Genomic DNA, 20,133 nt, shown 5'->3' with positions numbered 1-20,133 from the left:
GCCATCAAGTAGAACAACACAATACATGAGTTTGTGACTTAAAGGAATTGTTTGCCGCAACGGCAAGCTTTTACTTTAAGTCACAGAGTTACCCGTATGGATTAGCGCTGGCCTCCGGTAGCGAGCAGTTGTTCGCCGGTGAGCCAGCCAGCATCGTCTGATGCCAGGAAAACGGCAATAGAGGCAATGTCTCCGGGTCGTCCCGCGCGACCAAGCGGTGTCTGAGCAATGAATGCCTTCTCGAAGTCAGAGCCGATGTAGCCAGCACTTACTGAACCCTCGGTTTCGACGATGCCGGGGTTAAGAGAGTTGACGCGGATCTGCCTCGGTCCGAGTTCCCTTGCGAGTACACCCGTGATGGCATCAACAGCGCCCTTGGTGCCGGTATAAATCACACTGTTTGGAGGTGTAATACGGCTGACGCCAGAGCCGATGTTGATGATGCTGGCACCTTCGCCCAGGTGCTTGACGGCTGCCTGCGTTACGAGCAGAAGACCAAGTACGTTAATGTTGAATATCTTATGGAACTTGTCTTCGGTGATGTCCTTGATCGGAGCGAACTCGTAGACGCCAGAGTTATTGACGAGGATATCGAGATGTCCGTAGTGCTTGATGGCGGCGTCAATGATGCCCTGTGCCTCAGCAGCCTTGGAGACATCACCACCCACGGCGACAGCCTTGCCATCGGCTGCGGTGATCTCACTGACCGTTTTGTCTGCACCAGATTTGCTAGAGGCGTAGTTGACGACGACGGCCGCGCCTTCGGCAGCGAGTGATTTAGCGATCGCAGCACCGATGCCCTTAGATGCGCCTGTAACGACTGCTACCTTACCTGTGAGCTTGCTCATAGTCTTAATATCCTCAAATTAGTAAATTGCTTCTGCTTAGGTTGGCGACTTTGATAAGCAAATGTTGCTTATGCTCATTCTTTAGCGATCGCTCCATGCAGACCACTCAAGTTTTCTGATTTAAAACGCAATTTAATCGTGATGCATTGGAGGCAAGCAGCTGGAAGTGATTCGGGGACGGTTAAACCGATTTTCTTAATTGAGATGATTTGCTGATGCATTTGTATCAACAAAACCTTCGGCATCAGAACAACGCACGGTACTATTGAGGGGAAGACTCATGCTGCTCTTTTGCACCATCAGCTTACCTATGTATTCCAATGCGTCAAAATCTGGACGGGGGCGACCTGCTGCTGGGCGAGTGCGAGGGGTCATCCTATCACCCCTGGGGTGGCAGCGGTTTCAAACGGCAAAACAGCAGGCGGAAACAAACGAAACCTGGGGGAAGCACTTCACCCAGGAAGATCTTAGCGATCGCACCGGACTCTCCCTCAATACCCTCATCCGAATTTTCAAGCGCGAACTGGGGGTTGATCGCCAGTCGTTGGAGCATCTCTTCCAAGCCTTTGGGTTGGCATTAGCAAAAGCAGATTTTACATCCCCTGTTGCACTAAATGAAACGTCCCAAACCCGATGGGCAAATTTCCAACAGGACTGGGACACTGCGGTGGATGCCTCGGTATTTTATGGGCGCGAGGCAGAACTGGCGCAAATGTGGCAGTGGGTCGTGTCTGAGCGCTGTCGCGTGGTTGGGGTGTTGGGCATTGGGGGCACTGGTAAAAGTACGATTGTGGTCAAAGCGGCGCTGCAAATGCAGATGGAATTTGAGAGCGTGGTGTGGCGATCGCTCGCCAACGCGCCACCACTAGATGAACTTCTAGCGAGCGTATTAAAATTTCTCATGCCTCTCCAGGGAGAAGATCCCGTCCTTCCCACCACGCTCGGTGAAAAGCTCTCGAAATTGATCCAGTCTCTGCGATCACGTCGGTGTTTATTGATGCTGGATAATGCTGAAATCATTTTGCACAGTGAGCAGGTCGGGCAGTGGCGATCGGGCTATGAAGGCTATGGACAGTTGCTCAGAACCATTGGCGAAACGCCGCACCTAAGTTGTTTATTGCTCACCAGTCGAGAAAAGCCACGAGAAATGGCGCTGATGGAAGGCGAACATACGCTGGTGCGATCGCTGACATTGAGTGGACTGACACCCGCTGATGGACGTGCCATCTTTCGCCAAAAAGGAGCATTCACAGGTTCAGAAGCCGAATGGCAGAACTTGATCCATCACTATGGGGGTAATCCTCTAGCACTGAAGTTGGTGGCAGCCGCAACTCAGGACTTGTTTAACGGCAGCGTTACAGAGTTGTTAACGTATCTCGATCAGGGGATTCCGGTGTTTGCCGACATCCGCGATCTGCTGGAGCGTCAGTTCAATCGCTTACCCCAGAATGAACAGCAGGTGATGTTCTGGCTGGCAATTTGTCGAGAGGCAGTCTCGATCGCAGACCTACAGGACAATGTGATTGATCCTGCTTGCCAAAAAGCTGTACCCAATCTGATCAACGCGCTGCTTCGGCGATCTCTCATTGAAAAAACGGATGGGTTATTGTTCTTGCAGCCAGTCGTGATGGAATATGTCACAGAACGATTTGTGCAGCAAGTTTGTGCCGAGTTCGAGACTGCTCAAATTAACTTTTTGCGAACCCATACCTTGATTCGAGTGCAGGCGAAAGATTATGTGCGAGAGATTCAAGCTCGATTAATTGTGCAACCCGTAATGGAGCAGCTTCTGTCTCGCTTTGGCAGTGTGGCAGCAATCGCGACGCAGGCACGGCAATTATTGACACAACAGCGAAAAAAGCCAGGTTACGTTGCAGGCAATCTGATCAACCTGTTGGTGCAGCTTCAGGTGGATTTGCGCGGCTCAGATTTTTCTGATCTCGTCGTGCAGCAAGCCGACTTACGGCAAGTTGATTTAGCTGGGGTCAATTTTCAGAATGCCAATTTAGCCAAATCCGTCTTTTCAGAAACACTCAGTCTTGCCATGTCCATCGACCTGAGTCCAGACGGTCAAGCGATCGCAGTGGGGGATTCCAGCGGCAGAATCTATCTCTGGAACATCACCACAACCCAACTCTTCACCACCTTTGCCGGTCACACAGGCTGGGTCTGGTCGGTAGCCTTTAGTCCGGATGGGAAAATGTTAGCCAGCAGCAGTACTGATGGTTCGGTACGCTTGTGGGATGTGCAGAACGGGCGCTGCTTGCAGGTGCTTACAGAGCATACAGACTGTGTTTGGTCAGTGAGTTTTAGTCCCGATGGTCAGCAACTAGCGAGCAGTAGTGAAGACAAAACTGTGCGCTTGTGGAATTTGCAAGGGCAGTGCCTTCGTGTCTTGCAGGGGCACACCCAGAGTGTTTACGCCGTCGACTTCGCACCCGATCAGCCAACCCTAGCCAGTAGCAGTCACGATACAACCATTCGGATCTGGGATGTGCGCGATGGAAATTGCTTGAGTGTTTTACAAGGGCATACCAGCGGCGTTCAAAGTGTGCAATATAGCCCGGATGGTCAACTGCTAGCGAGCGGTAGCCGCGATGGATCGATTCGACTGTGGAGCCGCCATCGCTCTCACGATCGACCGTCAAAGCCCAGTTTCATCAATACTAGTGTCAAGCTACTGCGGGGACACACCGATTGGGTTTGGGATCTCGCCTTTAGCCCGAATGGTTGTTGGTTAGCCAGTGCCAGTCGCGATGGCACTCTGCGCCTGTGGAGTGTCCAGGACGAGCAAGCTATCCATGTACTCGACAGTCACATGCACGATGTTCACGGGCTTGTCATCAGTGCCGACGGTCAATGGTTAATCAGTGCCGGTCAAGATCATACAGTGCGGCTATGGGATTTGCAGAGTGGGCAAAACCTCAAAACGTTGCGGGGCTATACGGGTGGCATTCAATCCCTAAGTCTGAGTGCAGATGGTCAAAGGCTTGCCAGTAGCGGTCAGAATGAAACAATCCATCTGTGGCAGTTGCAATTGGATGATGATCTGACACCGCTTCACCGCTACAAAACGTTTTCCAGCCCGACCCGTTGGATTTCGTCATTAACTAATTTAAGCTTTAGTCCCGATGGTCAAACGCTGGCAAGCAGTCGGCATGATGACTCGATCGCCGTGTGGCATATCCAAACCGGGCAGCTTGACCAGTGGTCAGCCCATAGCGCGGCATCTGGACAGTGCTGTTTAGTCCAGATGAGAAAATTTTGGCCAGCAGCAGTGAAGATAGCACCATCCAACTGTGGGATGTGCAGACGCATCATTGTTTGCGGGTGTTACGCGGACATGAGAGCGGTCTTCGTGCGATCGCCTTTGATCCGAGCGGTCAATGGTTAGCCAGTGGCAGCTACGATATCACCATACGCCTGTGGAATGTGCAAACCGGAGCGTGCCTGAGAATCTTCCAGGGGCATACGAACGCCGTCTTCACAGTGGCGTTTGCTCCCAGTAGTCAACAACTGGCAAGTGGCAGTCATGACCAAACGATTCGCGTGTGGGACGTACAAACCGGGGCATGCTTGCAGACTTTGCGGGGGCATACGGGAGCTGTGTGGACGCTTGCCATAAGTCCCGATGGTCAAACCCTGGCAAGCGGCAGTAATGATCAAACCATCCGCCTGTGGGATCTGCAAACGGGGCATTGCCTCCACAGCTTGGGCGAACACACCAGTTGGGTCAAATCAGTAATATTCAGTTCCGATAGCCAAATCTTATTTAGTGGTAGTGATGATCGCACCATCAAACTCTGGGACGTGCAGACTGGACGCTGTATCAGCACACTGACGGTCGATCGCCTGTATGAAGGCATGAAGATTCAAGGCGCAACCGGGCTAACAGTGGCTCAAAGAAGCACTCTTAAAGACTTAGGGGCGATTGAGCATTAATATCCTCATCGGGAGCAAAATACTACCGAAACCTAAGATTCAGCACCTTCTCTTTTGATCGATCGCTTCTAACAATCGATCAAATGTGTTGAGCGATCGCGCCATTTCTTCACTCAAAAGTTGGTCAATCCATTCATCCAAAGCAATCTCTTGCAATACCCTTGCCAGAGGCGTTTCAGCACTTTCACCATCAGTAAAACTGGTGAGTAGTAGAGAAACCTCACGATACCTTTCTAAGGTTAATGGCGATAGCAGCATAACGGTTTCAGGAACTACTAGAGCTTGAAGATAACGCCATGCCGATTCCGGCGAAACATCTGTGCAATCCCACACCAGACGCAGTGGTTTTGCCCCTCCAGGGAGCGAACGCTGGCGTTCACTTCGGCAGAGGTTTCGATAGTGCTGGTACAAAAGCTTGGCTTGCATCACGCCAAAAGATATCTCTGAGTTAGGGATGAATGGAGCAATTACTGCATCTAAACGACCAATAGCAACACTGACAAAACAAACAACCTCATTCACCGATTCTCCTTGCCGCATCAATCTCTCCAGCCCTCTGAGATAACTATCAAATATCTGCTCATACACGCTTGGAGAAAATACCAATGTTGCATTTACATTGATCCGATCACCAATCAATTGTGTAATCACTGGCAACATCAATTGCGTGGCTGGGATTTCCACCAACAAATTACTCCATCCGATTGACTGCCAGATGTTTTGAGCTGCGGCGATCGCGGTTGCAGCCTCAAACAGCGTGTCAGGTGGCAGATTAACCTGAGTATAGCCATCTCGCCCTTGTGTTTGCACATGCGTTTCCTTCAGCAAGTCAGCCGCTAATTGTATATCTCGCACAATTAAGTAGTCATAGGCCGCTCTCGCACTCCGACTCATCCCTTGCTGCGCCAATGTACTGAAATCGCGATCGTACTCTTGTCCCTGAATTGCTGGAATTAAGCTTTGGAAATTTGATCGGACACCCCTCAAAGCATCCTCCTCAATGTACTGCTGCAATTCACCACGACTAATCCAGCCTCGCTCAAATCCATCCAGCCAGACCGATTGTCCATAGCGACGGAGTGATTGCAACAGATTCATAGCTCACGTATCACGATTCAAACGTCCACTGAACTAGTCTGCAAAACTGCCTCAAGTTTCACCACTCAATATCTGCCAGTTAAAGCCCAATTTAAGTAAAGGATAGCCCAACGAGAGATCCCCAACATCGTCACTCTCCCATTCATTGCTAGCATTGCACTCATGAAGCAGTACCTAAAGCCGCATTGTTGTAGCATTTATTTCCGGTAGCAGGCATCTTCCACAGTGATAGGATGTCGAACATGGGCGAATTATACCTTTTGAGTTGTCGTTGTGAGAGACAATAACTCTACTACGGAGTCTTCTCGCTAAAATTAGGTTTTTATTGAGAATGAACAACGAACGAATAAGGTTTAGAAAAAACGAGAGCGTAGACGTAAAGCGGCTTGTCGTCAGACATCGCTCTCGCAAATGTTAAGAAAGATCCGGGTAATGGATAGCTTTGGAAGAAGGGGAGACGCTTTAGTGCAACGAGCGTCACAGCCCTTGGCAGACATCACTCCCATACTTTCCTCCCTTGAATAGAGGAGCGATCGCCCTCTTCATTAATCATCAGTTTGGCTTGACGAACCGTATTGTCATGCGATCGCTCTCCCCAATGGCAAGGAAGCGTTGCCTATCCTTTTCACCTTGGCTCAAGGTCGGAGGTAGTGTCCAAACTCCGCCCGGATAGTCCTTGGTATCTTTTGGGTTAGCGTTAATCTCTGATTTGCCCACCAATTTGAAGCCGGCTTTCTGCACAGCAGCAATTACCCCATCTTCTGACATATAGCCCGTTTTAATACTCTCTTGTAAAGAAATGTCTGGTTTGCCACGATGTTCTTCCACCCCTAAAATGCCCCCTGGCTTGAGTGCTTTGTAAGCCGCAGCATAAACTTGCTCGGCATAGCCAGCTTTGACCCAGTTGTGAATATTACGGAAGGTAACAACCATGTCCACGGAGTTGTCTGGGGCTAAGGTAAGTTCATTTGGGGGATTGATTTGGGCTACTTTGACCTTACCAAAAACTTCTGGATGAGCTGCTAGTTTCTCTTGGAAAGCCAAAGCGGGTTTACTCGTGCTAGGAGCAAAGTTAGTAACTATGAGTTGCCCCTTTGCCGCTAGAAATGGGGCTAATATCTCGGTATACCACCCGCCCCCTGGCCACAATTCAACCACAGTCATATTTGGGCGCAGACCGAAGAATTTGAGGGTCTGGGCTGGGTGGCGGTACTTGTCTCGGTCACGATTTGCAACGGAGCGATGACTGCTGGTGAGTATAGTTTGGAGCGTGGTTGTGCTGTCGAATGTCGCTTTTTCGCTCTCGTTGGCTAGAACAGTTGGGGGCATTACGGATGCTAATACAAGTATTGCTACAATCAGAGCTTTCAGTAAGCCAAGGTGGAGGGTAGGATTTTGTACAAATTTCATAGCTGTTGTTTTTACTTTCCACTTCAGCATAAGGGTTAATAGCCCCTTAAAATAGGGTATATCGCATCTGTTAACTTTCTGAAATTACTGCCAAAAAATAACCCCCAATTGGAGGCATTTATTATTTTTCATGAGTATAAATAAATATTCCTCGAAAACTTATTAATCATCAGAAGTTTTCTTTCTATACCTGGAGGTATTGACAAAATTCACTCGCTTTTATACTTTCCTCGCTTGAATTATGTGATCTTGTATTCAAGTGACCTAACAGTGCGTCTCGTATAGAGGAAAAGATAGCGATCGCAGTAGTTCATAAGAAAACTCAAGCGATAAAATGATCGAAAGCGAAGGCGATCGCTCCAGAAAGTCTATGTCTTACAAATTATCTCTTTGGGCACGGTGATGCCTATACCAGCCACGCCCCGGAGCGGGGCGTGGTTCGCTGCGTGGCTTTGGTTAGACGCTTTGGAGCGGCAGTATGGAGACTTTCCTGAGAACCAAGTGGTTTGCGTTTACGACTGAATGAATTCGAGGAGATCGGCATTGATCTGGTCTGCATTTGTCGTCGGCATACCGTGCGGGAAACCCTTGTAGGTTTTCAATACCGCCCCCTTGACCAACTTAGCGCTCAGTGGGGCAGAGTCGGCATAGGGGACTATCTGGTCATCATCGCCGTGCATTACCAATGTCGGCACAGAGAACTTCTTAAGATCCTCGGTAAAGTCGGTCTGGGAGAAGGACACGATGCTATCAAACTGCGCCTTGATACCGCCCATCATGCCCTCGCGCCACCAATTCTCAATCACGCCTTGCGACGCTTTTGCGCCCGGCCGGTTGTAACCGTAAAAGGGCCCGCTCGGCACATCCCAATAAAATTGCGCCCGATTGGCGGCAAGCTGCGCCTGAAAGTCGTCAAATACCTCTTTAGGTAGACCGCCAGGATTCGCTGCGGTCTTCACCATCAGTGGTGGCACGGCGCTAATGAGAACGGCCTTAGCGATGCGGCTTTCGCCGTGGCGAGCAATGTAGCGTGTCACCTCACCGCCGCCAGTCGAGTGTCCAACGTGGATGGCGTTCTTTAAGTCGAGATGCGCGGTAAGCGCAGCGAGGTCATCGGCGTAATGATCCATATCGTGTCCGTCGCCGCCTTGGCTTGAGCGTCCATGCCCTCGCCTGTCATGCGCGATGACGCGATAGCCGTGATTTAAGAATGAACATCATTTGGTTGTCCCAGTCGTCAGCCGATAGAGGCCAACCATGCGAGAAAACGATGGGCTGACCGCTGCCCCAATCCTTGTAGTAAATCTCTATGCCGTCTTTCACTGTGATCGTGTTCATGTGTTTTTCTTCAGTAGGCTAATTTACATCCCGCAGGTAAGTGAAGAGATTGATGGCATTTTTGATAAATGACATCATCAGTATCAGAAATAAGAGTACAAGATATTCACCACTGCGGGATAGTGGCAGGCATAATTGACCAAATGTGTTTGGTAGAACAAATCAACCAAATAACATCAGTGAGAGGTTAAGGTAATTGCACTTTTGTCAAGAGGGTGCAGAAAAAGGAGACAAATCCAGCTTTGAGACAGGCTTTCGTAGCGCTTTTTTGAAGTGGCGCAGTCCATTCAACAAGGAAATGTGGGAGCAGTGGGGGCAACCGTTTGGGTAGGGGAAAGTAAAGTTTAGTGTCAAAGCAAATCCCCTTCAAGAGCAGATTTATTAGTTGATTATTATTGGTATTAATAGTTATTATTCGGGTTTACCGAACCGCAAAATTAGAGTAACCCGTAATCTTTTTTACTGCCTAACTTGTGCGGTAATCATCAATTCTTTGGTGAGAATAACCGAATTTACAAGCTTCTTAGTTCTCAATAATATAGAAATCAAAGCAAGGATTTAAATCCTCAGTTAATTGAGCAAAAAACTACTACTGGTACGAGGGATAAACTAATATGCTAGTTCGTCGTTACAACCCCTGGCAAGAATTGAACACTTTAGAACGTCACATCAACGGCTTATTTGGAGATACCAGAGTACCATCTGCACGCTTGGAAAAAGGCTTTATCAAGGTTCCGGCTGCTGAACTACAAGAAACTAAAGATGCGATTCATTTGAAGCTAGAACTGCCAGGACTAGACGCTAAAGACTTAGATATTCAAGTCACTGAAGACGCTGTTCACGTCTTCGGTGAGCGCAAGTCTGAAACTAAAACCGAAGAAAAGGGCACAACATCGAGTGAATTCTACTATGGTAAATTCCAACGTGTAATTCCTCTATCTGCTAGGGTTCAAAATACCAATGTCACCGCAGATTATAAAGATGGTATCTTGAATCTGACACTGCCAAAAACCGAGCAAGAAAAGAACAAAGTTGTCAAGGTTAATCTGGAACAACCTGCTGCATAGTGTGAAACTACTCTATCGACAATGATTGATTGAGATAATCAAAGCCCAGTTATGAGATGACTGGGCTTTTTTGTATGCGATCGCTATGCATCCTCTAAGAACGGCGCACTTCAACAGTTATTTCCGTGAAAATGCGATCGCCTGATGATGCCAGAGGTGATTGCTTTACAATTACTCCAAATGATATTTTGGGGAAAAAATGAAGCAAGATGACCGCTATACACTGGCTACTGGGGAATTAGGCGCACCGTAACTGTCAATTGTTGGTTGGGCTGGTTTGGGTTGGAAGAAGCTCAAGATTGTCATGATGTTGGGGAACGCAACTATTAATAGGGTTCCCCAACACCTGTTGATAAGTTTAAGGATGCGATGCCTGACCTAGCTGATTCAAGTAGAAAGGAGTACAATCCTAGCATTAATTAGGGGATAGCTATCATGGGTGAATCAAAACGAAGAAAACAGCACGATCCAAACTACGGTCAAGTTAAAAATCCTGTCAAAAATCTCATGAAAATTGTTTGCCCGTTTTTTGAGGATTATGATAATTTTCATGATCTCGATGCTGATGGTATATCGTTGATGACAGCTAAGGAAGGTTACAAAGAAACGGGCTTGAGAGGAATAATTTTAAAAGGGTATCTAGCCGAACATTTAGTAAAAGATTATCCGCCGGAAGCTGAAGTAATAGAAGGGTTCAAACAACACGGGAATATTTATGTCACTTCAACATTAGCTTTAAGTTATTTAGAAAATGCTGTAAATAAAGAGGAAAATCTGAGAAATTTTGATACTTATAATCCATTAAATGAATTTATACGTATTGAAAGTGACTCTAAACAGTACCACATCAATTTGGTCACAGTATGACAAAATCCTTAGAGAGTAGCTGGAATTTAACCGTGTATATACTTAAAATATTCTCCACAATCATACATAGGTTTCAATTGGTGTGATCCGTTGTTAATCCCTCTGAGTGCCGGAGTATTTTTTCAGATTCTACTTTTGATGGGCGATGCCCCTCTCTACGAGACGCTGCGCGAACGGCACAGGGTAACACCTGCGGCGGCAAGCTACGCTTCTACTGATATATTTCCTTGCTTGGATGGGCGATCGCTCTTTTTTCCTAGCTTGTAAAATACTACACCACAAAGTGAGTGTGTCACTAGTATAATTCAAAACGCGAACGCGGAGAATTTTGTCAGAGGCGTAACGGGTGAGGCGGTCAGTCACTCCCCTCATTCCTGGGAGGAGCGATGCCCAACTCTTGGAGACGCTGCGCCGAAGGGCATCGCATTGGTGGTTTTTGGAGTTTTTTGTGAAAGCAGTAAAGTGGGTACAACGACACCCCCACTGTCTGCTAAACTCTGCTTTTAGGAAACCCAGATATTCAAATATTGATAATGTCGTTAATTCCAAATACATTAGCAACCTTTGTGGCTCTTTTCCCAATCGCCAATCCAATCGGTGCAGTTCCGGTTTTTTACAGCTTAACAGCGATGGAAACATCATCTGAGCGCCATCGGCAGGCGAGACAAACTGCCATAAATGTAGTCTTAGTTTTAGCTGTATTTTTAGTAGCTGGCAGGTGGATTCTAGAATTTTTTGGAATCTCATTAAATGTGCTACGGCTGGCAGGGGGATTACTTGTTGCTCATACAGCGTGGGAAATGGTTACAGCCCGTCAACGACTAACTCCATCAGAAAATGATGAGGCTATAGATAAGGAAGATATTTCTTTTACACCAATGGCAGTGCCATTAATCAGTGGCCCTGGAGCAATTGGGGTAGTAACTAGTTTATCGATTAGCTTTAAGCATTGGGCAGACTATCTTGAGTCTTTAGTGGGAATTGTTTTAATAGGTATAAGTCTTTATCTGTGCCTGGCCTTAGGAGAACCACTTATCAAGAAGTTAGGGAAAAATGGTGTGGGAGCCTTAAATCGAGTTTTTGGTTTTTTCATCCTAGCAATTGGTGTGCGGTTTATTGCCGATGGCTCTATTTCCTTGTTGAAAGAGGCGTTCTATATTCAAGTTAAATAATCTTTAACTTTTAAATAAGTCCCTTTCCAGAGGAAAAAAATATATGCCTTACGATATAACGATGTGTCCAGGACAAAATTGCCCGCTTAAACAAAATTGTTCCCGTTTTACAGATGAAATTCTGGGTCGTCAGGATTTTTTTGGAGAAGCTCCCTATAATTTTATTACTAATTCTTGTGAACATTTTATCAGTAACCGCCCAGATGTTTTCATTCAAGCGATGCAGCTTTGTGGTGCCTGGGATCGGAACAATCCACGGCTTCTGGGCTATTTTTTCGCACCCACCTTCGGCGATACTCGTTCGGAGTCAATTAGCGATGGCGAAACGCCCGCCTTCTCCTAAAGGAGACGCGCAAGGGACGGCGATCGCACAACTTGAGTGATTGTTTTGATAATGTGTAAGTTAATCGAATGGTCAAAAACTAAGCAACTTTTTGCAAGTGTTGCACGCGAGGCATAACTTCTTGGGCAAAACGTGTCATCTCCCGAACAAAGGGATTAAATTGCAGCATGAAAGTGTCGATACCTGCATCAACGAAAGCTGCAACGCGAGTTGCAACTGTATCATAGCTGCCAACCAATCCTGCGGCTGTGCCACCATTGCCACCAACAGCCGGATTTTTGGCGAAGAGTTGGAACATGACAGCTTCTGAGTCAACTCCTTTAGCAACACTTAACTTATCTTCCAACTTTTGCAGTCCCATGAGTCGTTCTAGTTCTGCTTGCGCTTCTTCGTCTGTAGTCCGGGCAATGACAAAGGCTGACAGACCAAAGCTGACTGGTTGGGCTAGGAAACGTGGTCGGCCCAAAACTTGTTTAATTACTTTGCGAACATCTTCAATCGGCTGACCGTTGATGAAATAAACATCGGCTTGTTGGGCTGCTAAAATTTGTGCTGGGTCTGATGCTCCTCCCAGGTAGATACGAGGATAGGGTTGAGCAACAGAAAATGGTCGAAGGCTCAAATCTTGGATTTTGAAATATTCACCCTCGAAGTTCACCCTCTCACCGCTCCACAAAGCTCTAACAACCTCCAACCATTCACCAGAATAGCGATAACGTTCATCGTGGGGAGGGAAGGGGATATTAGTACGCTCCATTTCTGGGCGAAACCAAGCACTAATTAGGTTTATGGCAAAACGTCCACCACTGATAGCATCAATTCCCAAGGCCATCTTGGCTAGAACGGCTGGATGAAATAATAAAGGTTTAATTGCGGCGATAATTTCTATACTTTCTGTAGCTTCAGCCAAGGCCGCACAAGCTGTCCAAGTTTCCAACTGTTCTAAATCCAGACTCCGGGGATTGGCAAGGTGCTGTGCTACTAAAGTGGTGACATATCCTAAACGTTCTGCTTCTAATACTAGCGATCGCGTGCGTTCATAACTAGCATCAATCGCTTCATCTGGCGTATTGAGAGGGCCAAAGTTACCCCCAACAGGTGCCCAAATACCGTAGCGTGGTTCTGACATTCTTACCTCCAAATTAAATGGGGACTGGGGAGATATACCTTGTTTTTTATCCTCACCTATGCAAATGTCATAGTATACTACTATAAGTTTATCGACTTATCGTATCTTTTAGCTGCAAAAATAAAGTTTTAGTCCCGACTACAAAGGTTCTAGAAAACTATGTCTGAACCACGGTATGGGATTTGGATTCCCGTTTACGGCAACTGCGGTGTGATGAACCATCCTCTTGAACCTCGTGATGCTAGTTACTCACGAGCCAAGAATTTAATCCAATTGGCCCAAAAGTGCGGATTTACCACAACTTTAATCGCGCAACATATCATCAATCCCAGGAACCAAGAACTTGACCAGCTAGAAACCTGGACAGCAGCAGCAGCTTTAGCAGAAGCAACAAACTCTATCGAGATTATTGCAGCTGTTAAGCCATTACTGTTTCATCCCGCCGTCTTAGCAAAGATGGCCTTAGGTATTGATGCTATAAGTCATGGACGTTTTTCTATTAACTTAGTAAGTGCCTGGTTCAAGCCAGAAATGGAAAAACCGGGGATAAATTTCCTTACCCACGATGAGCGTTATCGTTATTCGGATGAATGGATTAGGGTCGTAAAAGCCCTATGGAGTGGAGAGAAAGTTAACTTCTCCGGTGAATATTTTCAGATCAATGATTTGAAGCTCAATCCTCCACCTATAGCCAAACCACATCCGCGTGTATATGTAGGGGGAGAGTCAGAACCAGCCCAAGAACTAGCCGCAAAAGAAGCCCATACATTTTTCCTCAATGGTCGTCCGATTGAAGTCATCCGCGAAACCATTGCGGCTGTTGCTCAAAAAACTAAGTTTCGCTCTCAACCTCTGGGCTTCGCCATGTCAGCTTTTGTGATTGCTCGACCGACAGACGAAGAAGCAGAAGCGGAATATCAAAACCTTAGAGCAATGGTACTAACACAAGACGATCGCTCAGAATTACTCAAAGGAGTAGATTCGGAAGTAGTTATGTTCAAAAACATGGCTAAGTACCCTGGTGTGGGAGGCAATGGCGGTACAGCAGCAGGATTGGTTGGTAGCTATGAAACTGTAGCCCATCGGATTGCTGAATTTACCAAAGTAGGAATTGATACTTTCATGCTGCAATTCCAGCCCTTTGCCCCAGAAATGGAGGGTTTTGCTGCGGAAATTATACCAAGAGTGCGAGCGTTAACGGTAGACGCCAACTTGAAAATAGGGGCTAGAGGCTAAGAATTTTAGATTTTGGATTTTCCTGCAGAACGCTACGCGAACGGCTACGCTCAGTCCAAAGATTTTAGATTTTGGATTAAATTGTTCTCCACTACCCAAAGGAAACTTTATGACAGCAATACTTACTCGTCCAGCTTGGACTACTGATTTAGAACTGGAAATTTTTGACAAACTGCTTGACAAATATGCTCCCCATGTGCCCAAGAAGCGATTGCAAGAACCTAGATCGCCGGAAACTGAAGAGGAAAGAGAGAATTTCTACCGCTTCCGTATTGCTGGTGCAGCCCATGACCTGTTTATTGTGCAAGTCTGCGCTAAGATAATTGACTCCTTTGCTGACCCAGAATTACAGCTATTTTTGAGTAGACAAATCGGTGATGATGGCGCACACGCTCAAAATACTCGTTTAAGAGCGCAGGCTATATCGGGACGTGACCCAATTGAGGATATCCAAAAGCAGGTGCAGAAGCATTGGGATTATATGGGTGATTTACCCATTCGTAATTGGCAAGGCTTTTTAGCATTTGAGTTGCATTACGAACTTCATATTGTGGCTTTGTTATTCATCAATAGCCGTACCAGCAAAATCAACGACCCAGACTCAGCCAAGTTTGCAGCAGAAAGAATCCTGCCAGATGAAGCAGCCCACAGGCTGGGAGTTGTAGACTGGTGGCAACGTAAATTTGATCGAGCTTCACCCACAGAGAAAGAGGATTTAATCGCACAAGTCATAGAAGCAGATGAAGAAGGTCAACGCCGACGCAATCCTTACCTTCGGGATCATTGGTATTTGAGTCAAAAAGCTATTGGGATTGAAATTAATGATTTGCCAGTACTTTATGATACTTGGCGGCAAGAGGTTCTTTCTTACTTCTTGGATATCCCTATATCTAGACTGCCGAAACTTGTGAGTGTGAATGATTGATGATAAAAAACTGCCCTTTGAGCTTTAATTTGAAACAAGCAGTCTATGAGATTTTATCTAATAACAGTAATGTTTTGGAAAGAATTCGATATTAAATTTGTGTTGATCCCGAATTGAAGGATTATATCAACAACTATCTCAAGGGGGCGATCGCACCTGTATTTTAAACTTGATACGGAGGACTAATGAGCAGATTGAAGCAATTAAAACTAGGTGCTTTTATGCGCCCGGTAAGCATACATACAGGCGCTTGGCGCTATCCTGGAGCTTTGCCTGACGCTAATTTTAACTTTCCAGCACTGAAACGATTCATCCAGAAACTAGAGCAAGGCAAGTTTGACGCATTCTTCATGGCTGACCACTTAGCGGTGCTGAATATGCCAATCAACGCACTGAAGCGCAGCCATACTGTCACATCCTTTGAACCTTTCACCCTACTTTCTGCCCTTGCCAGCGTCACCGAACACATCGGGCTGGTAGCTACCGCTTCCACGACCTATGACCAGCCTTACCACATCGCTCGCCGCTTCGCGTCTCTCGACCATATTAGTGGCGGTCGCGCTGGCTGGAACATCGTCACCACAGCCAATCCAGACGCAGCGCTCAACTTTGGATTAGAAGAAGAGGTAGAGCATGATGAACGCTATCGGCGGGCTAGAGAATTTTATGATGTTGTCACGGGTCTTTGGGATTCCTTTGCTGACGATGCGTTTATTCGGGACGTGGAAGCAGGGATTTATTTCGACCCTGCAAAGCTTCACGTTCTAAATCATCAGGGAAAATATCTCTCGGTGCGAGGGCCATTGAACATCGCCAGACCTGTCCAAGGCTGGCCGGTAATCGTTCAGGCAGGCGCATCCGAAGCCGGACGGCAATTAGCCGCCGAAACCGCCGAGGCTGTGTTTGCACCTGCTGGTAATCTGGAAGCTGGCAAAGCTTTATTTGCAGACATTAAGGCACGGGCGCAGGCTCAAGGACGTGACCCAGACAGCATAAAAATCCTTCCAGGTGCTTTAGTCATCGTGGGGGAAACCGTCGCCGAGGCACATGCCAAGCGTCTTCATTTGGACAGCCTAGTACATTATGACAGTGGGATCGCCACCCTCAATAGTGCGCTTGGCTACGATGTTTCGGGTTTTGATCCAGATGGGCCATTGCCAGAAATCCCACCGAATAACGGTGGTTACTCTTCACGAGAAAGGGTAATAGCCTTAGCGCAAGGTGAGAACTTGACTATTCGACAACTGGCGCAACGCATTGGCAGTTACGGCGGGCTGTCCTTCGTCGGCACGCCCCAAAGCATCGCCGATGAGATGGAGCAATGGCTGATTGAGGAAGGCTCTGACGGTTTCAACATCATGTTCCCTTTTCTTCCTGAAGGGTTGAATGACTTTGTGGACAAGGTTGTGCCAGAACTCCAACGGCGTGGGATTTTCCGCAAAGAGTATGAGGGCAAGACGCTGCGCGAAAATCTGGGACTGGCACGCCCCGCCAACCGCTTCTTTCAAACAACGGTGGTATAAGCACAAGACCAATTGGGGGATGAGACGTTATTTTTTGGTGGAAAGATGCAGATGCGATCGCCAAAAATCCCCCAGTTACCGTTTGTGCAGCGTCTCAAACTCCAGTTTATTTATACAAATTGCAGATATTTTGGCTTTCTTCAGCCATTTCTTGCCGCAAATTTAAAAGAAGTAACACTTCAACTTTGGAAAACTAATGCGATCGCCACCCCAATCCACATTATTAAATATTGTTACAGAAAAATGTTTTTTCGGTCTATCTATGAATTTTTCTAGTTGAAAAAGCGCCAGATTTCCCCCCAACACCCCACTCATAACCCCAATAGCCTACATGAGAAGGGCTTTCGCTAATAAAAGAGAAAATCGATTAGGGAGGCGATGCACTTCTACAATTAAAAAAATTGTCAAGGAAAGTCGTGCTTTTAGTCTACGTAATCTGTTAGTATTGGATCTTCAACAGTGTTATCTGAACCTATTGGGCGACTACCGTCTATCTCTAGAGTATCTGAAGATAGAAAATTGCTTTTAGCGATCGGACGTTGACCGTCTATATCAAGAACAGCTTCAACCTCTAAATCGCTAGGGTCAAGTGGACGCTTCCCGTCTACAGCTAGCATCTCATGTTCTGGAAAAGCGCTTTTCCCAATCGGGCGTTGACCATCTATATTAATTGTTTTATCATAATCGTTTTCATTCTTGCCAATTGGTCGCTCACCATCTATATTAATTATTTCTTTAATTTCAATATTACTTGGATCGACTGGACGCTGACCATCTATATTAATTGTTTTATTTGTCTGTATCAGTTCGTTAGATGAGGAATCTATATCAGTTTCATCCCCTAGTTCCTGCTGACCCAATTTATTTTTATTACTATCAACTTCATTTGTGTTATCCATGTTTGCCATCGTGATTCTAAGATTATTTATCTACTACCAATATGACCTTAACAATTGTATCTTTTTTAGCAAAATACACTGAAAATTAGGTAGAAAGCAGAAAAATTAGGATTTCTCTTGCAATTCTTTTATCTAATCTAAATAGAATACTCATGTAGGAGTAAAAAATCCTCTATCACAGCACATAATGCATCTATGACTTGAGAGGGATTTATCATTTCTCAAGAAACATAGAGCAGGAGAGAAATGCAGTTTTGTTGCAGACATTAATGCAGGAAACTGATTTTAAAGATGGTGTACATCAGTCTAAAAGAGCTACCAAACCGAATCTTGACCAAAGATTTCCCACCAACACCCCACTCATGACTCCAATAGTCCACATCAGCAGAACTTTCGGCAGTAAGAGAGAAAATCGATTGGCTACGCTTTGCTTTAAGAGCGATCGCGACTTTCTCCATCCTCATGGCTCATACCTCCACCAAAGAGGAATTTAACTTACTATCGAACTTGAAAAGAGGTCAGCGTGAACACCAAAGAAATAATCTAGTGTTGCGCCAAGCCAAATCTTCCCAGTCCCTATTTCAATGCATGATCACAAAGTTTTGTAACAATTATGGCTGGTTTGTGTAAAAGTTGCGATCAATCCATGAGATATATATAAATTCGCAACTTGGTGCGTTCTGATTCGAGGTCTTTTATGACTAATGACTGGAGAAAACAACTAGATGCACAACTTAAAGAATTAGCGATCGCAGCCCAAGAATATACTCACCTAACCAAGGAAAAGCGGATAGCTTTAACACGGCTGATTAATGCTATTTGGCAGTCAGGTAAGCTTGTTCATCCTTACAAAGATCAATTTCAACTAGTTTATGAAGATATCTATGATGAAGCAGTACAAAATTTATTTTTCTATCTTTGTCAAGATAACAATATTAATAGGTATGACCCAGAACGCGGCGAAGTGATGACTTGGGTAAATATGCTATTAACTAAACGTTTTTTCCCAGAGGCTATCCCCAAAGTTATTGGGAAAAAAAATGAAATAAATCTCGAAAGCTCTCACTGGGAAAATATACCCTCATCTAAACCTATGTCTTTATTTGAAGAAGTAAGAGAATTTATAGAATCCGATCCAGAGTTAATTTTTTCCAAGGAACATATTAAAGGTCATCCAGAGGCAAATTTTCAAGCTATAGCTCAAAGAAGATGTTCTGGCATTTCCTGGAAAGAGATTTCGGCAGAATGGGGTATTGGAATCACATCTCTCCATAGCTTTTACCGGCGTTGTCTGAAAAAATTTGCTGACAAATTTCAAGAATATTTATATATTTGATTTTTTCTCTAATTAGCTAGGCAAAAAATATGAACAACATTATAGATTTTTTAACATTCTCAGCTCCGATACCTGTGGATGGAAGGCATCGAGCAGAAGAGTTACGCAGACAACAAGCCACGCAAGCAAAAGGTGAACAAGTTTATCTCAATACTTTGTCTGTATCTTTCGTAAATTATTATCTATGTTGCATGGGATTTGAGACAGACTTGAATAAAAGTGATAGTTGGAATGTCATACAACAGACACTTATGGATATTGCTGATTTGTCGCTAAAAAACTTGGGATTATTAGAATGTCGCCCCGTCAGGTCAGATGCACAATTTGTTTATGTGCCGCCAGAAGTACAGTCAAATCGAATTGGCTATGTAGCTGTGCAAATCAACAAATCATTTAGAGAAGCAACGCTACTGGGATTTGTCAAGCAAGTACAAACTGATTTATTACCCATCAACCAATTGCAACCTTTAGACAATCTATTGGAGTATTTAGAAGAACTTTCTCAACTCCAGGTTGCTGAAATAGCTGATAATTCGCTGGATCGTAATCATAATTTAGTTAATTTGAAGCAATGGTTGGAGAATATTTTTGAAGCTGGGTGGCAAGAGATTGAGACTCTTTTAGGCACTCAAGGTGTCAATCCAGCTTGGAGTCTAAGAAGTAGCAATGGTGCTTTTCTTAGTAGGGGTAAGTTGATTTATTTAGGAAAGCTTTCGAGCGAGCGTGCAGTGGTTTTAATCGTTACCTTACCTCCAGATAACGAGCAAGAAATCCACATTGTCGTAGAATTACATCCGACAAATGGACAAGAGTATCTGCCACCAAATCTCCATCTAATGGTGCTGGATTTTGAGGCAGTATCTGTGATGGAAGCTCAAACAAGAAGCCGCAATAAGAATATTCAATTGGAATTTAGTTGTGAGGTGGGAGAACGTTTTAGCGTTAAACTTGTTCTGGGAGATATCAGCATTACAGAAAATTTTGTCATTTGTTAAGAACA

At 45.5% G+C, this 20,133-nt stretch carries 19 protein-coding genes and 3 pseudogenes; 13 read left to right on the top strand and 9 right to left on the bottom strand.

The features are described 5' to 3' along the window. Positions 1 to 101: 101 nt before the first annotated feature. Both HWQ38_RS14135 and HWQ38_RS14130 read right to left on the bottom strand, forming a co-directional pair. Positions 102 to 848 carry a glucose 1-dehydrogenase gene (locus tag HWQ38_RS14135; RefSeq protein ID WP_292794511.1) on the bottom strand — a complete coding sequence of 249 codons (747 nt, stop codon included), beginning with the start codon at positions 846 to 848 and terminating at the stop codon, positions 102 to 104. A 74-nt stretch (positions 849 to 922) separates the two neighbouring features. Continuing rightward, entirely contained in the window at positions 923 to 1,069 is a 147-nt protein-coding gene (locus tag HWQ38_RS14130; protein WP_292794508.1) for a hypothetical protein, read from the bottom strand. A 59-nt stretch (positions 1,070 to 1,128) separates the two neighbouring features. Between HWQ38_RS14130 and HWQ38_RS14125 the strand changes: the two are divergent. After that, positions 1,129 to 3,981: pseudogene (locus tag HWQ38_RS14125) on the top strand (NB-ARC domain-containing protein); the annotation flags it as partial. A 173-nt stretch (positions 3,982 to 4,154) separates the two neighbouring features. Further along, positions 4,155 to 4,790 carry a WD40 repeat domain-containing protein gene (locus tag HWQ38_RS14120; RefSeq protein ID WP_292794568.1) on the top strand — a complete coding sequence of 212 codons (636 nt, stop codon included), beginning with the start codon at positions 4,155 to 4,157 and terminating at the stop codon, positions 4,788 to 4,790. A gap of 39 nt (positions 4,791 to 4,829) precedes the next feature. On the opposite strand, the gene HWQ38_RS14115 is transcribed toward HWQ38_RS14120, so the two are convergent. From HWQ38_RS14115 to HWQ38_RS14100, 4 genes and pseudogenes are all read right to left on the bottom strand, one after another. After that, a complete protein-coding gene (locus HWQ38_RS14115; RefSeq protein WP_292794507.1) occupies positions 4,830 to 5,888 on the bottom strand; it encodes a transaldolase family protein in 1,059 nt (352 codons plus the stop codon). 101 nt (positions 5,889 to 5,989) lie between these two features. After that, positions 5,990 to 6,132 (bottom strand): annotated as a pseudogene (locus HWQ38_RS14110) (IS4 family transposase); the annotation flags it as partial. Positions 6,133 to 6,440: 308 nt separating this feature from the next. After that, entirely contained in the window at positions 6,441 to 7,298 is an 858-nt protein-coding gene (locus HWQ38_RS14105) for a class I SAM-dependent methyltransferase (RefSeq protein WP_292794505.1), read from the bottom strand. A gap of 512 nt (positions 7,299 to 7,810) precedes the next feature. Then, a pseudogene (locus HWQ38_RS14100) lies at positions 7,811 to 8,636 on the bottom strand (alpha/beta hydrolase). A 614-nt stretch (positions 8,637 to 9,250) separates the two neighbouring features. Between HWQ38_RS14100 and HWQ38_RS14095 the strand changes: the two are divergent. From HWQ38_RS14095 to HWQ38_RS14075, 5 genes are all read left to right on the top strand, one after another. Further along, positions 9,251 to 9,703 (top strand): Hsp20/alpha crystallin family protein, encoded by a 453-nt coding sequence (locus tag HWQ38_RS14095; RefSeq protein ID WP_292794503.1) that lies wholly within the window; start codon positions 9,251 to 9,253, stop codon positions 9,701 to 9,703. A gap of 435 nt (positions 9,704 to 10,138) precedes the next feature. Next, a complete protein-coding gene (locus tag HWQ38_RS14090) occupies positions 10,139 to 10,570 on the top strand; it encodes a hypothetical protein (protein WP_292794501.1) in 432 nt (143 codons plus the stop codon). Between the two features lie 138 nt (positions 10,571 to 10,708). Continuing rightward, on the top strand, positions 10,709 to 10,837 hold the full coding sequence (locus HWQ38_RS14085; protein WP_292794499.1) for a hypothetical protein: 129 nt from the start codon (positions 10,709 to 10,711) through the stop codon (positions 10,835 to 10,837). Positions 10,838 to 11,103: 266 nt separating this feature from the next. Beyond that, the gene (locus HWQ38_RS14080; protein ID WP_292794496.1) at positions 11,104 to 11,742 is read left to right on the top strand and encodes a MarC family protein; all 639 of its coding nucleotides are present in this window, start codon (positions 11,104 to 11,106) and stop codon (positions 11,740 to 11,742) included. A 43-nt stretch (positions 11,743 to 11,785) separates the two neighbouring features. Continuing rightward, entirely contained in the window at positions 11,786 to 12,085 is a 300-nt protein-coding gene (locus tag HWQ38_RS14075) for a hypothetical protein (protein ID WP_292794494.1), read from the top strand. Between the two features lie 79 nt (positions 12,086 to 12,164). Here the strand turns inward: HWQ38_RS14075 and HWQ38_RS14070 are convergent, their stop codons facing one another. Further along, positions 12,165 to 13,214 carry an LLM class flavin-dependent oxidoreductase gene (locus tag HWQ38_RS14070; RefSeq protein WP_292794492.1) on the bottom strand — a complete coding sequence of 350 codons (1,050 nt, stop codon included), beginning with the start codon at positions 13,212 to 13,214 and terminating at the stop codon, positions 12,165 to 12,167. 159 nt (positions 13,215 to 13,373) lie between these two features. On the opposite strand from HWQ38_RS14070, the gene HWQ38_RS14065 reads away from it, so the two are divergent. From HWQ38_RS14065 to HWQ38_RS14050, 4 genes are all read left to right on the top strand, one after another. Continuing rightward, positions 13,374 to 14,450: an LLM class flavin-dependent oxidoreductase gene (locus HWQ38_RS14065; protein WP_292794490.1), complete on the top strand. Its 1,077-nt coding sequence runs from the start codon at positions 13,374 to 13,376 to the stop codon at positions 14,448 to 14,450. Positions 14,451 to 14,559: 109 nt separating this feature from the next. Further along, the gene (locus HWQ38_RS14060) at positions 14,560 to 15,375 is read left to right on the top strand and encodes a hypothetical protein (protein WP_292794488.1); all 816 of its coding nucleotides are present in this window, start codon (positions 14,560 to 14,562) and stop codon (positions 15,373 to 15,375) included. Between the two features lie 185 nt (positions 15,376 to 15,560). Continuing rightward, on the top strand, positions 15,561 to 16,898 hold the full coding sequence (locus HWQ38_RS14055; RefSeq protein WP_292794486.1) for an LLM class flavin-dependent oxidoreductase: 1,338 nt from the start codon (positions 15,561 to 15,563) through the stop codon (positions 16,896 to 16,898). A gap of 12 nt (positions 16,899 to 16,910) precedes the next feature. Beyond that, positions 16,911 to 17,174, top strand: coding sequence for a hypothetical protein (locus HWQ38_RS14050; RefSeq protein ID WP_292794484.1), 264 nt, complete (start codon positions 16,911 to 16,913; stop codon positions 17,172 to 17,174). 146 nt (positions 17,175 to 17,320) lie between these two features. Here HWQ38_RS14050 and HWQ38_RS14045 read toward each other — a convergent pair whose 3' ends face one another. Further along, complete coding sequence (locus HWQ38_RS14045) at positions 17,321 to 17,806, bottom strand: hypothetical protein (RefSeq protein ID WP_292794482.1); 486 nt, start codon at positions 17,804 to 17,806, stop codon at positions 17,321 to 17,323. A gap of 257 nt (positions 17,807 to 18,063) precedes the next feature. Beyond that, positions 18,064 to 18,261, bottom strand: a complete 198-nt coding sequence (locus HWQ38_RS14040; protein ID WP_292794480.1) for a hypothetical protein — start codon at positions 18,259 to 18,261, stop codon at positions 18,064 to 18,066. A 233-nt stretch (positions 18,262 to 18,494) separates the two neighbouring features. Here HWQ38_RS14040 and HWQ38_RS14035 point away from each other — a divergent pair, with 233 nt between their 5' ends. Continuing rightward, a complete protein-coding gene (locus HWQ38_RS14035; RefSeq protein WP_292794477.1) occupies positions 18,495 to 19,133 on the top strand; it encodes a sigma-70 family RNA polymerase sigma factor in 639 nt (212 codons plus the stop codon). Positions 19,134 to 19,162: 29 nt separating this feature from the next. Next, positions 19,163 to 20,128, top strand: coding sequence for a DUF1822 family protein (locus HWQ38_RS14030; RefSeq protein ID WP_292794474.1), 966 nt, complete (start codon positions 19,163 to 19,165; stop codon positions 20,126 to 20,128). Positions 20,129 to 20,133: the final 5 nt, after the last annotated feature.

The sequence above is a fragment of the Nostoc sp. NMS7 genome (genome assembly GCF_017115085.1).
Classification (GTDB): Bacteria; Cyanobacteriota; Cyanobacteriia; order Cyanobacteriales; family Nostocaceae; genus Nostoc.
The sequence above is the reverse complement of the archived record's forward strand: the minus strand, read 5'-3'. Positions and strand labels throughout refer to the sequence as shown.

Excerpts from the sequence above, each read along its gene's own strand:
- HWQ38_RS14135 (WP_292794511.1), bottom strand. The coding sequence starts at position 848 with ATGAGCAAGCTCACAGGTAAGGTAGCAGTCGTTACAGGCGCATCTAAG.
- HWQ38_RS14130 (WP_292794508.1), bottom strand. The coding sequence starts at position 1,069 with ATGCATCAGCAAATCATCTCAATTAAGAAAATCGGTTTAACCGTCCCC.
- HWQ38_RS14115 (WP_292794507.1), bottom strand. The coding sequence starts at position 5,888 with ATGAATCTGTTGCAATCACTCCGTCGCTATGGACAATCGGTCTGGCTG.
- HWQ38_RS14105 (WP_292794505.1), bottom strand. The coding sequence starts at position 7,298 with ATGAAATTTGTACAAAATCCTACCCTCCACCTTGGCTTACTGAAAGCT.
- HWQ38_RS14095 (WP_292794503.1), top strand. The coding sequence starts at position 9,251 with ATGCTAGTTCGTCGTTACAACCCCTGGCAAGAATTGAACACTTTAGAA.
- HWQ38_RS14090 (WP_292794501.1), top strand. The coding sequence starts at position 10,139 with ATGGGTGAATCAAAACGAAGAAAACAGCACGATCCAAACTACGGTCAA.
- HWQ38_RS14085 (WP_292794499.1), top strand. The coding sequence starts at position 10,709 with ATGGGCGATGCCCCTCTCTACGAGACGCTGCGCGAACGGCACAGGGTA.
- HWQ38_RS14080 (WP_292794496.1), top strand. The coding sequence starts at position 11,104 with ATGTCGTTAATTCCAAATACATTAGCAACCTTTGTGGCTCTTTTCCCA.
- HWQ38_RS14075 (WP_292794494.1), top strand. The coding sequence starts at position 11,786 with ATGCCTTACGATATAACGATGTGTCCAGGACAAAATTGCCCGCTTAAA.
- HWQ38_RS14070 (WP_292794492.1), bottom strand. The coding sequence starts at position 13,214 with ATGTCAGAACCACGCTACGGTATTTGGGCACCTGTTGGGGGTAACTTT.
- HWQ38_RS14065 (WP_292794490.1), top strand. The coding sequence starts at position 13,374 with ATGTCTGAACCACGGTATGGGATTTGGATTCCCGTTTACGGCAACTGC.
- HWQ38_RS14060 (WP_292794488.1), top strand. The coding sequence starts at position 14,560 with ATGACAGCAATACTTACTCGTCCAGCTTGGACTACTGATTTAGAACTG.
- HWQ38_RS14055 (WP_292794486.1), top strand. The coding sequence starts at position 15,561 with ATGAGCAGATTGAAGCAATTAAAACTAGGTGCTTTTATGCGCCCGGTA.
- HWQ38_RS14045 (WP_292794482.1), bottom strand. The coding sequence starts at position 17,806 with ATGGCAAACATGGATAACACAAATGAAGTTGATAGTAATAAAAATAAA.
- HWQ38_RS14040 (WP_292794480.1), bottom strand. The coding sequence starts at position 18,261 with ATGAGGATGGAGAAAGTCGCGATCGCTCTTAAAGCAAAGCGTAGCCAA.
- HWQ38_RS14035 (WP_292794477.1), top strand. The coding sequence starts at position 18,495 with ATGACTAATGACTGGAGAAAACAACTAGATGCACAACTTAAAGAATTA.
- HWQ38_RS14030 (WP_292794474.1), top strand. The coding sequence starts at position 19,163 with ATGAACAACATTATAGATTTTTTAACATTCTCAGCTCCGATACCTGTG.